We start from the raw sequence: 17,582 nt of genomic DNA on the forward strand, positions 1-17,582 counted from the left end.
GACCTGAGGCCGGGCCGGCGCCGGGACGCGTTACCCGGCGCTCCGGTCAGTGGAGGGGGCCGGCTCAACATCGGGCTGGGGGCCCCTTCGTGTACCACCCGGACCGCGCGAAACCGCCGGGGCGGGAAAGGCCCTCAGGCCCTTCCCGCCCCGGCGGCAACGTTTCTGCTCAGTCGTTCTGCTCAGTTGTCCTCGTGGGCGACCGCGCGGCGCGCGTCCGCGTCAAGGACGCCCCAGCTGATCAGCTGCTCGGTCAGCACCGAGGGGGACTGGTCGTAGATGACGGCGAGCGTGCGCAGGTCGTCCTGGCGGATCGACAGCACCTTGCCGTTGTAGTCGCCGCGCTGCGACTGGATCGTCGCCGCGTAGCGCTGCAGGGGGCCGGCCTTCTCCTGCGGGACGTGGGCCAGGCGCTCGAGGTCGAGAACGAGCTTCGGCGGCGGCTCAGCGGCCCCGCCCGGGGTCGTGCCGGGCAGGAGCTCCTGCACCGGAACGCCGTAGAAGTCCGCAAGCTCGGCGAGGCGCTGCACCGTCACGGCGCGGTCACCACGCTCGTACGAGCCGACGACGACGGCCTTCCAGCGGCCCTGGGACTTCTCTTCCACACCGTGGAGGGAAAGGCCCTGCTGGGTGCGGATGGCACGGAGCTTGGCCCCGAGCTGCTTTGCGTATTCGCTGGACATATAGCTCCCCGGACGCTGGACGCTGTAGACAACGTGCGGCTCCGCCGCGTGGCTGGTAACTCACTGTGAGGTTACGCAGCGTTACTCTTTCCCGTCAAGCCGAATGGTCCATACCGCCCCCTCCCGGGGGACGGCGCCCGGTGTGGTGGGAGGGTGGTGAGCAGGGCAGGCACCCGCCCCTGGTAGAGTCGATGGCGCAAATCCGACGTCCTTTAAGGTCCGTCCCGTGAGGCGGAGAAGGAGGTCCGTTTCATATGGACGCACAGCAGCACACCGATGCCGCACGCCCCGTTCTCGAGGGCCCGGACATCGCGCGGGTACTGACCCGCATCGCCCACGAGATCGTCGAGCGCGCCAAGGGCGCCGACGACGTGGTCCTCCTCGGCATCCCCACGCGTGGCGTCTTCCTCGCCCGCCGGCTGGCCGAGAAGCTCGCCGAGATCACCGGACGCACGATCCCGGTCGGCTCCCTCGACATCACCATGTACCGCGACGACCTGCGGATGAAGCCCGCGCGCGCCATCGGTCGCACCGAGATCCCCGGTGACGGCATCGACGGCCGCCTCGTCGTCCTCGTCGACGACGTGCTCTTCTCCGGCCGCACGATCCGCGCCGCGCTCGACGCGCTCGGCGACATCGGCCGCCCCCGCGCCGTCCAGCTCGCGGTCCTCGTCGACCGCGGCCACCGCGAACTCCCGATCCGCGCCGACTACGTCGGCAAGAACCTCCCCACGTCGCTGCGGGAGACGGTCAAGGTCCAGCTCGCCGAAGAGGACGGTCGCGACACCGTGCTGCTCGGCAGCAAGACCAGCGCCTAGCCGGAACGAGCCGGACCGGCTCCCCGACGGGGCCAGGGCACGCCCCTGCGCGCCCGCACGCCCTCACATCTCGCCACCACGGAGAGAAACCCGATGATGCGTCACCTCATCTCGGCCGCCGACCTCACCCGCGACGACGCCGTCCTCATCCTCGACACCGCCGAGGAGATGGCCCGGGTGGCCGACCGGCCGATCAAGAAGCTGCCCACCCTGCGCGGCCGAACGATCTGCAACCTGTTCTTCGAGGACTCCACCCGCACCCGGATCTCCTTCGAGGCCGCCGAGAAGCGCCTCTCCGCCGATGTGATCAACTTCGCGGCCAAGGGCTCCAGCGTCTCCAAGGGCGAGTCCCTCAAGGACACCGCCCAGACCCTGGAGGCGATGGGCGTCGACGCCGTCGTCATCCGCCACAGCGCCTCCGGCGCCCCCTACCGGCTCGCCACCTCCGGCTGGATCGACGCCCCCGTCATCAACGCCGGCGACGGCACCCACCAGCACCCCACCCAGGCGCTGCTCGACGCCTTCACCATGCGCCGCCGCCTCGTCGGCCGCGACGCCGGCCTCGGCCAGGACCTCGCCGGCAAGCGCATCACCCTCGTGGGCGACGTCCTGCACAGCCGGGTCGCCCGCTCCAACGTCGACCTGCTGCACACCCTCGGCGCCGAGGTCACCCTGGTGGCCCCGCCCACCCTGGTCCCCGTCGGCGTCGAGACCTGGCCCTGCGCCGTCAGCTACGACCTCGACAGCGTGCTGCCGAAGTCCGACGCCGTCATGATGCTGCGTGTGCAGCGCGAGCGGATGAACGCCGCCTTCTTCCCGACCGAGCGCGAGTACTCGCGGCGGTACGGGCTCGACGGCGAGCGGATGGCGAAGATGCCCGAGCACGCCATCGTCATGCACCCCGGACCCATGGTCCGCGGCATGGAGATCACCGCCGAGGTCGCCGACTCCGACCGCTGCACGGTCGTCGAGCAGGTCGCCAACGGCGTCTCCATCCGGATGGCCGTCCTGTACCTGCTGCTGGGCGGCAACGAGTCCGCCGCCACCCGTACCGAGGAGAGCAAGTAATCATGAGCAAGATCCTGATCCGTGGTGCGAAGGTGCTCGGCGGCGAGGCCCAGGACGTCCTGATCGACGGCGAGACCATCGCAGAGGTGGGCACGGGCCTGTCCGCCGAGGACGCGACGGTGATCGAGGCCGAGGGACGGATCCTCCTCCCGGGCCTGGTCGACCTCCACACCCACCTGCGCGAGCCCGGCCGCGAGGACTCCGAGACCGTCCTCACCGGCACCCGGGCGGCCGCCTCCGGCGGCTACACCGCCGTCTTCGCCATGGCCAACACCTTCCCGGTCGCCGACACCGCCGGCGTCGTCGAGCAGGTCTACCGGCTCGGCAAGGAGTCCGGCTACTGCGACGTGCAGCCCATCGGCGCCGTCACCGTCGGCCTGGAGGGCAAGAAGCTCGCCGAGCTCGGCGCCATGCACGACTCCGCCGCGGGCGTCACCGTCTTCTCCGACGACGGCAAGTGCGTCGACGACGCCGTGATCATGCGCCGCGCCCTGGAGTACGTGAAGGCCTTCGGCGGCGTCGTCGCCCAGCACGCCCAGGAGCCCCGCCTCACCGAGGGCGCCCAGATGAACGAGGGCGTCGTCTCGGCCGAGCTCGGCCTCGGCGGCTGGCCCGCCGTCGCCGAGGAGTCGATCATCGCCCGCGACGTCCTCCTCGCCGAGCACGTCGGCTCCCGGGTGCACATCTGCCACCTCTCCACGGCCGGCTCGGTCGAGATCGTCCGCTGGGCCAAGTCCCGCGGCATCGACGTCACCGCCGAGGTCACCCCGCACCACCTCCTCCTCACCGACGAGCTGGTCCGCAGCTACAACCCGGTCTACAAGGTCAACCCGCCGCTGCGCACCGAGCGTGACGTGATGGCGCTCCGCGAGGCGCTGGCCGACGGCACCATCGACATCGTCGCCACCGACCACGCCCCGCACCCGCACGAGGACAAGGACTGCGAGTGGGCCGCGGCCGCCATGGGCATGGTCGGCCTGGAGACCGCGCTCTCCGTCGTCCAGCAGACGATGGTCGAGACCGGACTGCTCGACTGGGCGGGCGTCGCCGACCGGATGTCCGTCAAGCCCGCGCAGATCGGGCAGGCCAAGGACCACGGACGCCCCGTCTCGGCAGGTGAGCCCGCGAACCTGACGCTGGTCGATCCGGCATACCGTGGTCTCGTGGACCCCGCGGGCTTCGCCTCCCGCAGCCGCAACACCCCCTACGAGGGTCGCGAGCTGCCGGGACGTATCACCCACACCTTCCTGCGGGGCCGGGCAACGGTCGTGGACGGGAAGCTGGCGTGACACTCATCGATCTGGCCGCCGAGGCCGAGAAGAAGTCGGCGGAGGTGACCGACTGGGCCGGACGGCTCGGCTGGGTCGCGGGACTCCTGCTCTTCATCGCCTTCGTCTACTGGCTGATGCGCCAGGGATGGAAATGGCGCGGCAGCCTCCAGTCGGACCTCCCCGAGCTCCCCACCGCGCCGGACGCGCGCGGCGAGGCGAAACTGACTCTGAGCGGGCGCTACCACGGGTCCACGACCGCAGGGCAGTGGCTCGACCGGATCGTCGCCCACGGTCTGGGCACCCGCAGCCGCGTCGAGCTCACGCTCACGGACGCGGGGATCGAGGTCGCTCGGCCCGGTGCCACCGACTTCTTCATCCCGGCCGCGGCCCTGCGCGAGGCCCGCCTCGACAAGGGCATCGCCGGGAAGGTCCTCGCCGAGGGCGGGCTGCTGATCGTCACCTGGGCGCACGGCGAGAAGCTCCTCGACTCCGGCTTCCGGTCCGACCGCGCGGCCGAGCACGCCGCCTGGGTCGAGGCCATCAACTCCATGAACCACGCAAGCACGACGGAAGGCACCGCACGATGACGACCTCCACCCGGGGAACTGGCAAAGTTCCCGCCGTACTCGTCCTGGAGGACGGCCGCATCTTCCGCGGTCGCGCCTACGGGGCCGTGGGGGAGACCTTCGGCGAGGCCGTGTTCTCCACCGGCATGACCGGCTACCAGGAGACCCTCACCGACCCGTCGTACCACCGCCAGGTCGTCGTGATGACCGCCCCGCACGTCGGCAACACCGGCGTCAACGACGAGGACCCCGAGTCCTCCCGCATCTGGGTCTCCGGCTACGTCGTCCGCGACCCCGCCCGCGTCTCCTCCAACTGGCGCGCCAAGCGCTCGCTGGACGAGGAGCTCGCCGCCCAGGGCGTCGTCGGCATCTCCGGCATCGACACCCGCGCCCTCACCCGCCACCTGCGCGAGAGCGGCGCCATGCGCGTGGGCATCTTCTCCGGCAACGCGCTGCCCGACGAGGGCACCATGCTCGCCGAGGTCCGCCAGGCCCCCGAGATGAAGGGCGCCGACCTCTCCGCCGAGGTCGCCACCAAGGAGACCTACGTCGTCCCGGCGATCGGGACCAAGAAGTTCACCGTCGCCGCCGTCGACCTCGGCATCAAGGGCATGACCCCGCACCGGATGGCCGAGCGCGGCATCGAGGTGCACGTCCTCCCCGCCACCGCCACCGTCGAGGACGTGTACGCGGTGAACCCGGACGGCGTGTTCTTCTCCAACGGCCCGGGCGACCCGGCCACCGCCGACCACCCGGTCTCCGTGATGCAGGCCGTCCTGGAGCGCAGGACCCCGCTCTTCGGCATCTGCTTCGGCAACCAGATCCTCGGCCGCGCGCTCGGCTTCGGCACCTACAAGCTGAAGTACGGCCACCGCGGCATCAACCAGCCGGTCCAGGACCGTACGACCGGCAAGGTCGAGGTCACCGCGCACAACCACGGCTTCGCCGTCGACGCGCCCCTCGACAAGGTCTCCGAGACCCCCTACGGGCGTGCCGAGGTCTCGCACGTCTGCCTGAACGACAACGTGGTGGAAGGCCTCCAGCTGCTCGACCAGCCGGCCTTCTCCGTCCAGTACCACCCCGAGGCGGCCGCGGGCCCGCACGACGCCGCGTACCTCTTCGACCGCTTCGTATCCCTGATGGAGGCCGAGCGTGCCTAAGCGCACCGATATCCAGTCCGTCCTGGTCATCGGCTCCGGCCCGATCGTCATCGGACAGGCCGCCGAGTTCGACTACTCCGGCACCCAGGCCTGCCGCATCCTCAAGGCCGAGGGCCTGCGGGTGATCCTGGTCAACTCCAACCCGGCCACGATCATGACCGACCCGGAGATCGCCGACGCGACCTACGTCGAGCCGATCACGCCCGAGTTCGTCGAGAAGATCATCGCCAAGGAGCGCCCCGACGCCCTCCTGCCCACCCTGGGCGGCCAGACCGCGCTCAACACCGCGATCTCCATGCACGAGCAGGGTGTCCTCGAGAAGTACGGCGTCGAGCTCATCGGCGCCAACGTCGAGGCCATCCACAAGGGCGAGGACCGCGACCTCTTCAAGGGCGTCGTCGAGGCCGTCAAGGCCAAGATCGGTTACGGCGAATCCGCCCGGTCCGTGATCTGCCACTCCATGGACGACGTCCTCAAGGGCGTCGAGACGCTCGGCGGCTACCCCGTCGTCGTCCGCCCCTCCTTCACGATGGGTGGCGCCGGCTCCGGCTTCGCCCACGACGAGGACGAGCTGCGCCGCATCGCCGGCCAGGGCCTGACCCTGTCTCCCACCACCGAGGTGCTCCTGGAGGAGTCCATCCTCGGCTGGAAGGAGTACGAGCTGGAGCTGATGCGCGACAAGAACGACAACGTCGTGGTCGTCTGCTCCATCGAGAACTTCGACCCGATGGGCGTCCACACCGGTGACTCGATCACCGTCGCCCCGGCGATGACCCTCACCGACCGCGAGTACCAGCGGCTGCGCGACATCGGCATCGCGATCATCCGCGAGGTCGGCGTCGACACCGGCGGCTGCAACATCCAGTTCGCGGTCAACCCGGACGACGGCCGGATCATCGTCATCGAGATGAACCCGCGCGTCTCCCGGTCCTCCGCCCTCGCCTCCAAGGCGACCGGCTTCCCGATCGCGAAGATCGCGGCCCGTCTCGCCGTCGGCTACACGCTGGACGAGATCCCCAACGACATCACGGAGAAGACCCCGGCGTCCTTCGAGCCCACGCTCGACTACGTCGTGGTCAAGGCCCCGCGCTTCGCCTTCGAGAAGTTCCCGCAGGCCGACTCCACCCTCACCACCACCATGAAGTCGGTCGGCGAGGCCATGGCCATCGGCCGCAACTTCACCGAGGCGCTGCAGAAGGCCCTGCGCTCCCTGGAGAAGAAGGGCTCGCAGTTCACCTTCGTCGGCGAGCCCGGGGACAAGGCCGAGCTGCTCCGTGACGCGGTCCGCCCGACCGACGGCCGCATCAACACCGTCATGCAGGCGATCCGTGCGGGCGCCACCCCGCAGGAGGTCTTCGACGCCACGAAGATCGACCCGTGGTTCGTCGACCAGCTCTTCCTCATCAAGGAGATCGCCGACGAGCTGGCCGAGTCCGAGAAGCTGCACCCGGAGATCCTGGCCGAGGCCAAGCGCCACGGCTTCTCCGACGCCCAGATCGCCGAGATCCGCGGCCTGCGCGAGGACGTCGTCCGCGAGGTCCGGCACGCCCTCGGCGTCCGCCCGGTCTACAAGACGGTCGACACCTGCGCGGCCGAGTTCGCCGCCAAGACCCCGTACTTCTACTCGTCCTACGACGAGGAGAGCGAGGTCGCGCCGCGCGAGAAGCCCGCCGTGATCATCCTGGGCTCCGGCCCGAACCGCATCGGCCAGGGCATCGAGTTCGACTACTCCTGCGTCCACGCCTCCTTCGCGCTCAGCGACGCGGGCTACGAGACCGTGATGGTCAACTGCAACCCGGAGACCGTCTCCACCGACTACGACACCTCCGACCGCCTGTACTTCGAGCCGCTGACGCTCGAGGACGTGCTGGAGATCGTCCACGCCGAGACGCTGGCCGGCCCCGTCGCCGGTGTCGTCGTCCAGCTCGGCGGCCAGACCCCGCTGGGTCTCTCCCAGGCGCTCAAGGACAACGGCGTACCCGTCGTCGGCACCTCCCCGGAGGCCATCCACGCCGCCGAGGACCGCGGCGCCTTCGGCCAGGTCCTCGCCGAGGCCGGGCTCCCCGCGCCGAAGCACGGCACCGCGACCACCTTCGCGGGCGCCAAGGCCATCGCCGACGAGATCGGCTACCCCGTCCTCGTACGCCCCTCGTACGTGCTCGGCGGCCGCGGCATGGAGATCGTCTACGACGAGACCCGCCTGGAGTCGTACATCGCCGAGTCCACCGAGATCAGCCCCACCCGGCCGGTCCTGGTCGACCGCTTCCTCGACGACGCGATCGAGATCGACGTCGACGCCCTCTACGACGGCCACGAGCTCTACCTCGGCGGCGTCATGGAGCACATCGAGGAGGCCGGCATCCACTCCGGCGACTCGGCGTGCGCCCTGCCCCCGATCACCCTCGGCGGCTTCGACATCAAGCGCCTGCGCGCCTCCACCGAGGCCATCGCCAAGGGCGTCGGCGTCCGCGGACTGATCAACATCCAGTTCGCCATGGCCGGCGACATCCTGTACGTCCTGGAGGCCAACCCGCGCGCCTCCCGGACCGTCCCCTTCACCTCGAAGGCGACCGCCGTCCCGCTCGCGAAGGCAGCCGCCCGCATCTCGCTCGGCGCCACCATCGCCGAGCTGCGCGAGGAGGGCCTGCTCCCGAAGACCGGCGACGGCGGCACCCTGCCGCTCGACGCGCCGATCTCCGTCAAGGAGGCCGTGATGCCGTGGACGCGCTTCCGCGACATCCACGGCCGCGGCGTGGACACCGTCCTCGGCCCGGAGATGCGCTCCACCGGCGAGGTCATGGGCATCGACTCGGTCTTCGGCACGGCCTACGCCAAGTCGCAGGCCGGCGCCTACGGCCCGCTGCCCACCAAGGGCCGCGCGTTCATCTCCGTCGCCAACCGCGACAAGCGCTCGATGATCTTCCCGGCGCGCGAGCTGGTCGCCCACGGCTTCGAGCTGATGGCCACCTCGGGCACGGCCGAGGTGCTCAAGCGCAACGGCATCAACGCCACCGTCGTGCGCAAGCAGTCCGAGGGCGAGGGCCCGAACGGCGAGAAGACGATCGTCCAGCTGATCCACGACGGCCAGGTCGACCTCATCGTCAACACCCCGTACGGCACCGGCGGCCGCCTCGACGGCTACGACATCCGTACGGCGGCGGTGGCCCGCTCCGTCCCGTGCCTCACCACGGTCCAGGCGCTCGCCGCGGCCGTCCAGGGCATCGAGGCGCTCGGCCACGGCGACGTCGGCGTCCGCTCGCTCCAGGAACACGCGGAACACCTGACCGCGGCCCGCGACTAGCAACCCACGAGGGGGACACCGGAAACGGTGTCCCCCTCTTGCTGAGGACACCCCACATGTACAAGTTCTTCTTCAACCTGGTCTTCAAGCGGATGGACCCGGAGCAGGCCCACTACCTGGCCTTCCGCTGGATCCGCCTGGCCGCCCGCGTTCCGGTGCTGCGCACCTTCGTCGCCGCCGTCCTCGCGCCCCGGTACAAGGAGCTGCGCACCGAGGCCCTCGGCCTGCGGATGCACGGCCCCTTCGGTCTCGCGGCCGGCTTCGACAAGAACGCCGTCGCCATCGACGGCATGTCGATGCTCGGCTTCGACCATGTCGAGATCGGCACGGTCACCGGCGAGGCCCAGCCCGGCAACCCCAAGAAGCGCCTCTTCCGGCTGGTCCCGGACCGCGCCCTGATCAACCGCATGGGCTTCAACAACGAGGGCTCCGCCGCCGTCGCCGAGCGCCTCCACGCGCGCGTGCCGGTCTTCAAGACGGTCGTCGGCGTCAACATCGGCAAGACCAAGGTCGTCCCCGAGGCCGAGGCGGCCGCCGACTACGTGAAGTCCACCGAGCGCCTCGCCGCGCACGCCGACTACCTCGTCGTCAACGTCTCCTCCCCGAACACCCCGGGCCTGCGCAACCTCCAGGCCACCGAGTCGCTGCGCCCGCTGCTCACGGCGGTACGGGAAGCCGCCGACCGCACGGTCACCGACCGCCGCGTCCCGCTCCTGGTCAAGATCGCCCCCGACCTGGCCGACGAGGACGTCGACGCGGTCGCCGACCTGGCCTTGGAGCTCGGCCTCGACGGCATCATCGCCACCAACACCACCATCGCCCGCGAGGGCCTCGGCCTGAAGTCCGACCCGGCCCTGATCAAGGAGACCGGCGGCCTGTCCGGCGCGCCCGTCAAGGAGCGCTCCCTGGCGGTGCTCAGGCGCCTCCACGCGCGCGTGGGCGACCGCCTCGTCCTCGTGGGCGTCGGCGGCATCGAGAACGCCGAGGACGCCTGGCAGCGCATCCTGGCCGGTGCCACCCTGATCCAGGGCTACAGCGCCTTCATCTACGAGGGCCCGTTCTACGCCCGCGCGATCCACAAGGGCCTCGCGGCGCGCCTCGCCGCCTCCCCGTACGCCACCCTCGCCGAGGCCGTCGGCGCCGACAACCGAAAGGCCGCGAAGTGACTCTGGAACCGTTCGGCTCGCGCCTGCGCTCCGCCATGGACCGGCGTGGTCCCCTCTGCGTCGGCATCGACCCGCACGCCGCCCTGCTCGACGCCTGGGGCCTGACCGACGACATCGCGGGCCTGGAGCGCTTCACCTTCACGGTCGTCGAGGCGCTCGCGGACACCGTGGCCGTCTTCAAGCCGCAGTCCGCGTTCTTCGAGCGCTTCGGCTCGCGCGGCATCGCCGTCCTGGAGCGCGCCGTCGCCGATCTGCGGGCCGCGGGCGGCCTGGTCGTGATGGACGCCAAGCGCGGCGACATCGGGTCCACCATGGCCGCCTACGCCGAGACCTTCCTCCGGAAGGACTCCCCGCTGTTCTCGGACGCCCTCACGGTCTCCCCGTACCTCGGCTACGGCTCGCTGAAGCCGGCCGTCGACCTGGCGCGGGAGAGCGGCGCGGGCCTGTTCGTCCTCGCGCTGACCTCCAACCCGGAGGGCGCGGAGGTCCAGCGTGCCGTCCGCGAGGACGGGCGCACCATCGGCGCGACCATGCTCGCCCACCTCGCCGAGGAGAACGCGGGGGAGACCCCGATGGGCTCCTTCGGCGCGGTCGTCGGTGCGACGCTCGGCGACCTGTCCTCCTTCGACCTGGACATCAACGGCCCGCTCCTGGCCCCCGGCCTCGGTGCCCAGGGCGCCACCCCGGCCGACCTTCCGGCCGTCTTCGGCGCCGCCGTCCGCAACGTGGTCCCGAACGTCAGCCGGGGCGTCCTGAAGCACGGCCCGGACGCCGCCGCCCTGCGGACCTCCGCGGAGCGCTACGCGACCGAAATCCGCGAGGCCGTCGCCGTCTGACCGCCCGCCGGGCCAATCCGCAGGTCGGGGCCGTCTCACTCCTTGGCAAGAACTTGGCTCAAAACTCGGTCGTAATGCCCGAAAAGTCCTGGTCGGTCGATGCTGACCAGGACTTTTCGCTTGTTCTCGCTGACTGGAGAGGCATTGGCCGCTAGTCTCCGGGGCAGAGTCAGCGTTCAGCGGTCACTCGTTGATCGTTGCTCCACTGGTGTGGGGCGACTAGGTTCCTCACCGGTCCGTATCCGACAGTTCGACATCCGAGGTGACGTAGGCGTGGCTCTTCCGCCCCTTACCCCTGAACAGCGCGCAGCCGCGCTCGAAAAGGCCGCCGCGGCTCGCCGGGAGCGGGCCGAGGTCAAGAATCGACTCAAGCACTCCGGCGCCTCGCTCCACGAGGTGATCAAGAGTGGCCAGGAGAACGACGTCATCGGCAAGATGAAGGTCTCCGCGCTGCTCGAGTCGCTCCCGGGCGTGGGCAAGGTCCGCGCCAAGCAGATCATGGAGCGGCTCGGCATCTCCGAGAGCCGCCGCGTGCGCGGGCTCGGTTCCAACCAGATCGCCTCCCTGGAGCGCGAGTTCGGCAGCACCGGCGCCTGAGACGGGACTGCCGTCCCAGGCACCCCCGTAAAGCTGGAATAATCGCTGCATGGCAGCAGAGGTACGTCCGCGGCTGACCGTGCTCTCCGGCCCCTCCGGGGTGGGCAAGAGCACGGTCGTCGCTCATATGCGCAAGGTCCACCCCGAGGTCTGGCTCTCGGTGTCGGCCACGACACGAAAGCCGCGCCCCGGCGAGAAGCACGGCGTCCAGTACTTCTTCGTCACGGACGACGAATTCGACAAGCTGGTCGCCAACGGGGAACTCCTCGAATGGGCCGAGTTCGCGGGCAACCGCTACGGCACGCCGCGTCGCGCCGTCCTGGAGCGCCTGGAGGCCGGCGAGCCCGTCCTCCTGGAGATCGACCTCCAGGGCGCCCGACAGGTCAAGGAGTCCATGCGGGACTCCCAGCTGGTCTTCCTGGCCCCGCCGAGCTGGGACGAGCTGGTCCGCCGGCTCACCGGTCGCGGGACCGAGTCGCCCGAGGTCATCGAGCGCCGGCTGGACGCCGCCAAGATCGAACTGGCCGCCGAGCCGGAGTTCGACACCACCCTGGTCAACACCTCCGTCGAGGACGTGGCGCGTGAGCTGCTAGCCTTGATGAACGTTGTTTGATCTTTTTCTGATCGCCTGGATCTGATCATCCCGATCAGCTCACCCAGAAGTTTCTTCGGAAGGCAAGAGAGTGTCCTCTTCCATCACCGCGCCCGAGGGCATCATCAACCCCCCGATCGACGAGCTGCTCGAGGCCACCGACTCGAAGTACAGCCTCGTGATCTACGCGGCCAAGCGCGCTCGCCAGATCAACGCGTACTACTCGCAGCTCGGCGAGGGCCTGCTCGAGTACGTCGGTCCGCTCGTGGACACCCACGTCCACGAGAAGCCGCTCTCGATCGCCCTGCGCGAGATCAACGCGGGTCTGCTGACCTCCGAGGCCATCGAGGGCCCGGCGCAGTAAGCACGTAACGTTTCTCACCACAGGCCCGGCGGAACATCCGCCGGGCCTGTGGTGTCTCATGGATGCGTACGCATCCGAGTACGCATCCGAGTGCGGGGAGTGGCAGTCGTGACCAAGCCGAAGGTCGTTCTGGGCGTCAGCGGCGGCATCGCCGCCTACAAGGCCTGTGAGCTGCTCCGGCGGCTGACCGAGTCGGGCCACGACGTACGGGTCGTGCCGACCGACTCCGCCCTGAACTTCGTCGGTGCGGCCACCTGGTCCGCCCTCTCCGGCAACCCCGTCTCGACCGAGGTGTGGGAGTCCGTCCACGAGGTCCCGCACGTGCGGATCGGGCAGGCCGCCGACCTCGTCGTGGTGGCCCCCGCCACCGCCGACATGCTCGCCAAGGCCGCCCACGGCCTCGCCGACGACCTCCTGACGAACACGCTGCTCACCGCCCGTTGTCCGGTCGTCTTCGCCCCCGCGATGCACACCGAGATGTGGGAGCACCCGGCCACCCAGGAGAACGTGGCCACGCTCCGCCGCCGCGGCGCCGTCGTCATCGAGCCCGCCGTCGGCCGGCTGACCGGCGTCGACACCGGCAAGGGCCGACTGCCGGACCCCGCCGAGATCTTCGAGGTCTGCCGGCGGATCCTCCAGCGCGGCGCCGCCGCCCCCGACCTCGTCGGCCGCCACGTCGTGGTCAGCGCGGGCGGCACCCGCGAGCCCCTCGACCCGGTCCGCTACCTGGGCAACCGCTCCTCCGGCAAGCAGGGCTACGCCCTCGCCAAGGCCGCCGCGGCCCGCGGCGCCCGGGTCACCCTCGTCGAGGCCAACACCGGCATCCCCGACCCGGCCGGCGTCGACGTGATCCATGTCGGTACCGCCGTCCAGCTGCGCGAGGCCGTCCTCAAGGCGACGGCCGACGCCGACGCCGTGGTCATGGCGGCAGCCGTCGCCGACTTCCGGCCCGCGGTCTACGCGCCCGGCAAGATCAAGAAGCGGGGCGACGTCGACGCGCCGATCGTCGAGCTGGTCCGCAACCCCGACATCCTGGCCGAGATCTCCGCCGACCGCGCGCTGCCCGGCCAGGTGATCGTCGGCTTCGCCGCCGAGACCGACGACGTCCTCGCCAACGGCCGCGAGAAGCTGCGCCGCAAGGGCTGCGACCTGCTCGTGGTCAACGAGGTGGGGGAGCGCAAGACCTTCGGATCCGAGGAGAACGAGGCCGTGGTGCTGGCGGCCGACGGCGCCGACACGCCCGTACCGTACGGGCCGAAGGAAGCCCTCGCCGAGACGGTCTGGGATCTCGTCGCACCACGCCTGCGGCCCATGCCCGCGTCGAATTCCGGCGAATCTCATGATCGTCCGGATTTCACCGTCACGGCCGAGTGAAATGCCGTGAATCCGGTCCTCTCGGGTGACCGGAACGGGTGTTCGTGACGCGTGGGAGGCCGGATTCCATGAGGCTCCGGCTCCCACCTTGCGAGACACCTGGCCCAATGCCCGAGCACGCCCAGTAGACTGGTCGCGGTACGTCGCGGGGCGCAGCCCCCTGCCGTCCGACATTGTTGAGCCAGCAGCCGCTGCAACCCCAGGGAGCATTGTGTCCCGTCGTCTGTTCACTTCGGAGTCCGTGACCGAAGGTCACCCCGACAAGATCGCTGACCAGATCAGCGACACCATTCTCGACGCGCTCCTCCGCGAGGACCCCACCTCCCGCGTCGCCGTCGAGACGCTGATCACCACCGGCCTCGTGCACGTCGCCGGTGAGGTGACCACGAAGGCGTGGGCCGACATCCCCACCCTCGTACGGAACAAGATCCTCGAGATCGGGTACGACTCCTCGAAGAAGGGCTTCGACGGCGCGTCCTGCGGCGTCTCGGTCTCCATCGGGTCGCAGTCCCCGGACATCGCGCAGGGCGTCGACACGGCGTACGAGAAGCGCGTCGAGGGCGACGAGGACGAGCTGGACAAGCAGGGCGCCGGCGACCAGGGCCTGATGTTCGGCTACGCGTCGGACGAGACCCCGGAGCTGATGCCGCTCCCGATCTACCTCGCCCACCGGCTGTCCAAGCGCCTGACCGAGGTCCGCAAGAACGGGACCATCCCGTACCTGCGCCCCGACGGCAAGACCCAGGTCACCATCGAGTACGACGGCGACAAGGCCGTCCGCCTCGACACGGTCGTCGTCTCCTCGCAGCACGCCTCGGACATCGACCTCGAGTCGCTGCTCGCGCCCGACATCCGTGAGTTCGTCGTCGAGCACGTGCTCGCGCAGCTCCTGGAGGACGGCATCAAGCTGGACACCGAGGGCTACCGCCTGCTGGTCAACCCGACCGGACGCTTCGAGATCGGCGGCCCCATGGGCGACGCCGGCCTCACCGGCCGCAAGATCATCATCGACACCTACGGCGGCATGGCCCGCCACGGCGGCGGCGCCTTCTCCGGCAAGGACCCGTCCAAGGTCGACCGCTCGGCCGCCTACGCCATGCGCTGGGTCGCCAAGAACGTCGTGGCCGCCGGCCTCGCCTCGCGCTGCGAGGTCCAGGTCGCGTACGCGATCGGCAAGGCGGAGCCCGTCGGCCTCTTCGTCGAGACCTTCGGCACCAACACGATCGAGACCGAGAAGATCGAGAACGCCATCGGCGAGGTCTTCGACCTCCGCCCGGCCGCGATCATCCGCGACCTCGACCTGCTGCGCCCGATCTACGCCCAGACCGCGGCGTACGGTCACTTCGGCCGCGAGCTCCCCGACTTCACCTGGGAGCGCACGGACCGCGTGGACGCGCTGCGCACGGCCGCGGGCCTGTAAGCGACCGCTGAACGAGACCGAAGCCCGGCACGCCACGGTGTGCCGGGCTTCGGCATGTCCGGCCATGTCCGGCTGTCGGTGCGGTCTGGTAGGTATGGGGCTGTGAGCAGCGAGAACGAGACGCCCGAGGGTGCGGCCGGTGAGCCGCACGAGCAGCTCGCGCTCATTCGGGAGTCCGTACGGAAGGCGAAGGTGCCGCGGGCCAAGCCGCGCACGTGGCGGGGGGCCGCGCTGGCCAAGGAGCTGCCCGTGGCGCGGGTCGTGGTCAACAAGGGGGTGCTGCACCTCGACCAGTTCTTCGACTACGCCGTGCCCGAGGAGCTGGACGCCGTCGCGCAGCCCGGGGTGCGGGTGCGCGTGCGGTTCGGGGCCGGGGCGCACCAGGTCAGGGACGGGCGGCGCGAGGGCGGCCGGCTGATCGACGGCTTCCTGATCGAGCGGCGGGCCGAGTCGGACTACAAGGGGGCGCTGGCCGCCCTCGCCGACGTCGTGTCCCCCGAGCCGGTGCTGAGCGCCGAGCTCCTGGGGCTCGCGCGGGCGGTGGCCGACCGGTACGCCGGGAGCCTGGCGGACGTGCTCCAGCTGGCGATCCCGCCCCGCAGCGCCCGGGCGGAGGCGAAGGCGTCCCCGGAGCCCCTGCCGCCGCCCGCCGCGCCGGAGGCGGGCAGCTGGGGCCGGTACGAGCGCGGTCCGGCGTTCTTGGACGCGCTGGCCCGGGGCCGAGCGCCGCGGGCCGTGTGGAACGCGCTGCCGGGACCGTACTGGGCCGAGGAGCTGGCCCGCGCCGTGGGCGCGACCCTCGCCTCGGGCCGGGGCGCGCTGGTCGTCGTACCCGACGGGCGGGCCGCGTCTCGGGTGGACGCGGCGCTGACGGCGCTCCTGGGGCCGGGACGGCACGCGCTGCTCACGGCGGAGACGGGGCCGGAGAAGCGCTACGGCCAGTGGCTCGCGGTACGGCGGGGCTCCGTGCGCGCGGTCGTCGGCACACGGGCGGCGATGTTCGCACCCGTACGGGACCTCGGGCTGGTCGCCATCTGGGACGACGGCGACGGCAGCCACAGCGAGCCGCACGCCCCGCAGCCCCACGCGCGTGACGTCCTGCTGCTGCGCGCAGCCCACGACAAGTGCGCCTTTCTGCTCGGCTCCACCAGCTGCACGGTCGAGGCCGCACAGCTCGTGGAGTCCGGCTGGGCCGCGCCGTTGGTCGCCGGCCGCGATCAGGTGCGGGCCGCGGCCCCGCTCGTACGGACCGTGGGCGACGGCGAGCTGGCCCGCGACGAGGCCGCCCGCGCCGCGCGGCTGCCCTCGCTGGCCTGGCAGGCCGTACGAGAGGGCCTGAAGACGGGCCCGGTGCTCGTCCAGGTCCCGCGGCGCGGCTACGTACCGAGGCTGGCGTGCGAACGCTGCCGGACGCCCGCCCGCTGCCGGCACTGCGCCGGGCCCCTGGAGGCGCCCGAGCAGCAGGAGCTGCGGTGTGGCTGGTGCGGGCAGGGAGCGCCGGACTGGCACTGCGTGGAGTGCGGTGCGACGCGGCTGCGGGCCCAGATCGTGGGTGCGCGACGGACGGCGGAGGAGCTGGGCCGGGCGTTCCCGGCGGTGCCGGTGCGGACCTCGGGACGGGACCACGTCCTGGACAGCGTGCCCGGGCGGCCCGCGCTGGTGGTCTCCACACCGGGCGCGGAGCCGGTCGCCGAGGGCGGTTACGCGGCCGCGCTGCTCCTCGACGGCTGGGCCATGCTCGGCCGCCCCGACCTGCGCGCGGGTGAGGAGGCGCTGCGTCGCTGGATCGACGCGGCCTCGCTCGTACGGGGGCAGGGCGAGGGCGGCACGGTCGTGGTGGTCGCGGAACCCACCCTGCGGCCGGTGCAGGCCCTGGTGCGCTGGGACCCCGTCGGCCACGCCCAGCGCGAGCTGGCGGAGCGGGCGGAGCTGGGCTTCCCGCCGGTGTCCCGGATGGCGGCGGTGTCCGGTCCGCCGGAGGCGGTCGCAGCATTCCTGATGGCGGCCGAACTGCCCGGCGACGCCGAGGTGTTGGGCCCGGTTCCGCTGCCCGTCGTACGGGCCGGCGGCCCTCGTCGACCGGGCGACACCCCGCCCGGGGAGCAGTGGGAGCGCGCCCTCGTCCGCGTCCCGCCGGGCAACGGGGCGGCGCTGGCCGCGGCGCTGAAGAAGGCGCAGGCGGCGCGGCTGGCCCGGGGCGGCGGGGAGCCGGTACGGGTGCGAGTCGACCCCCCGGACATCGGCTGACACGGCTTCGGTCGCCCACCCCGTCACGGGGCGGGCGCCCCAAAAACGGTCGCCGGCGGGGGGAGCCCGTTGGGGGGGCCCGGGAGGGCGCCCGGGGGGGGGGCACTCGGAGGGGCAGG

15 protein-coding genes are annotated in these 17,582 nt (G+C 71.2%); 14 read left to right on the plus strand and 1 reads right to left on the minus strand.

Annotation, left to right across the window (positions count from 1 at the left end; translation table 11 throughout):
- Window positions 1-182: 182 nt before the first annotated feature.
- Entirely contained in the window at window positions 183-683 is a 501-nt protein-coding gene (gene bldD / locus ACFV9D_RS38025; protein WP_017242229.1) for a transcriptional regulator BldD, read from the minus strand.
- A gap of 254 nt (window positions 684-937) precedes the next feature.
- Here bldD and pyrR point away from each other — a divergent pair, with 254 nt between their 5' ends.
- The 14 genes from pyrR to ACFV9D_RS38095 all read left to right on the plus strand — a co-directional run bounded on the left by pyrR (window position 938) and on the right by ACFV9D_RS38095 (window position 17,463).
- Window positions 938-1,501 carry a bifunctional pyr operon transcriptional regulator/uracil phosphoribosyltransferase PyrR gene (gene pyrR / locus ACFV9D_RS38030; RefSeq protein WP_385157391.1) on the plus strand — a complete coding sequence of 188 codons (564 nt, stop codon included), beginning with the start codon at window positions 938-940 and terminating at the stop codon, window positions 1,499-1,501.
- Window positions 1,502-1,594: 93 nt separating this feature from the next.
- Window positions 1,595-2,569 (plus strand): aspartate carbamoyltransferase catalytic subunit, encoded by a 975-nt coding sequence (locus ACFV9D_RS38035; RefSeq protein ID WP_385157394.1) that lies wholly within the window; start codon window positions 1,595-1,597, stop codon window positions 2,567-2,569.
- A gap of 2 nt (window positions 2,570-2,571) precedes the next feature.
- Window positions 2,572-3,858 carry a dihydroorotase gene (locus ACFV9D_RS38040; protein ID WP_385157397.1) on the plus strand — a complete coding sequence of 429 codons (1,287 nt, stop codon included), beginning with the start codon at window positions 2,572-2,574 and terminating at the stop codon, window positions 3,856-3,858.
- Complete coding sequence (locus ACFV9D_RS38045) at window positions 3,855-4,427, plus strand: hypothetical protein (protein WP_385157400.1); 573 nt, start codon at window positions 3,855-3,857, stop codon at window positions 4,425-4,427. Before ACFV9D_RS38040 ends, ACFV9D_RS38045 begins: the two co-directional genes overlap by 4 nt.
- The gene (carA, locus tag ACFV9D_RS38050) at window positions 4,424-5,566 is read left to right on the plus strand and encodes a glutamine-hydrolyzing carbamoyl-phosphate synthase small subunit (RefSeq protein WP_385157403.1); all 1,143 of its coding nucleotides are present in this window, start codon (window positions 4,424-4,426) and stop codon (window positions 5,564-5,566) included. Before ACFV9D_RS38045 ends, carA begins: the two co-directional genes overlap by 4 nt.
- Window positions 5,559-8,867: a carbamoyl-phosphate synthase large subunit gene (carB, locus tag ACFV9D_RS38055; RefSeq protein WP_385157405.1), complete on the plus strand. Its 3,309-nt coding sequence runs from the start codon at window positions 5,559-5,561 to the stop codon at window positions 8,865-8,867. Before carA ends, carB begins: the two co-directional genes overlap by 8 nt.
- Window positions 8,868-8,923: 56 nt before the next feature.
- Window positions 8,924-10,033 carry a quinone-dependent dihydroorotate dehydrogenase gene (locus ACFV9D_RS38060; RefSeq protein WP_385157408.1) on the plus strand — a complete coding sequence of 370 codons (1,110 nt, stop codon included), beginning with the start codon at window positions 8,924-8,926 and terminating at the stop codon, window positions 10,031-10,033.
- Window positions 10,030-10,869 (plus strand): orotidine-5'-phosphate decarboxylase, encoded by an 840-nt coding sequence (gene pyrF, locus ACFV9D_RS38065; RefSeq protein WP_385157411.1) that lies wholly within the window; start codon window positions 10,030-10,032, stop codon window positions 10,867-10,869. Before ACFV9D_RS38060 ends, pyrF begins: the two co-directional genes overlap by 4 nt.
- Window positions 10,870-11,142: 273 nt before the next feature.
- Entirely contained in the window at window positions 11,143-11,466 is a 324-nt protein-coding gene (locus tag ACFV9D_RS38070) for an integration host factor (RefSeq protein ID WP_030693098.1), read from the plus strand.
- Between the two features lie 49 nt (window positions 11,467-11,515).
- Window positions 11,516-12,079, plus strand: coding sequence for a guanylate kinase (gene gmk / locus ACFV9D_RS38075; RefSeq protein WP_385157415.1), 564 nt, complete (start codon window positions 11,516-11,518; stop codon window positions 12,077-12,079).
- Between the two features lie 70 nt (window positions 12,080-12,149).
- Window positions 12,150-12,422: a DNA-directed RNA polymerase subunit omega gene (gene rpoZ / locus ACFV9D_RS38080; RefSeq protein ID WP_005319902.1), complete on the plus strand. Its 273-nt coding sequence runs from the start codon at window positions 12,150-12,152 to the stop codon at window positions 12,420-12,422.
- A gap of 108 nt (window positions 12,423-12,530) precedes the next feature.
- The gene (coaBC, locus tag ACFV9D_RS38085) at window positions 12,531-13,796 is read left to right on the plus strand and encodes a bifunctional phosphopantothenoylcysteine decarboxylase/phosphopantothenate--cysteine ligase CoaBC (protein ID WP_385157418.1); all 1,266 of its coding nucleotides are present in this window, start codon (window positions 12,531-12,533) and stop codon (window positions 13,794-13,796) included.
- A gap of 211 nt (window positions 13,797-14,007) precedes the next feature.
- Complete coding sequence (gene metK / locus ACFV9D_RS38090) at window positions 14,008-15,216, plus strand: methionine adenosyltransferase (protein WP_385157421.1); 1,209 nt, start codon at window positions 14,008-14,010, stop codon at window positions 15,214-15,216.
- A gap of 102 nt (window positions 15,217-15,318) precedes the next feature.
- Window positions 15,319-17,463, plus strand: coding sequence for a primosomal protein N' (locus ACFV9D_RS38095; RefSeq protein ID WP_385157424.1), 2,145 nt, complete (start codon window positions 15,319-15,321; stop codon window positions 17,461-17,463).
- Window positions 17,464-17,582 lie beyond the last annotated feature (119 nt).

The sequence above is a fragment of the Streptomyces sp. NPDC059875 genome, assembly GCF_042731085.1.
Lineage (GTDB): Bacteria > Actinomycetota > Actinomycetes > Streptomycetales > Streptomycetaceae > Streptomyces.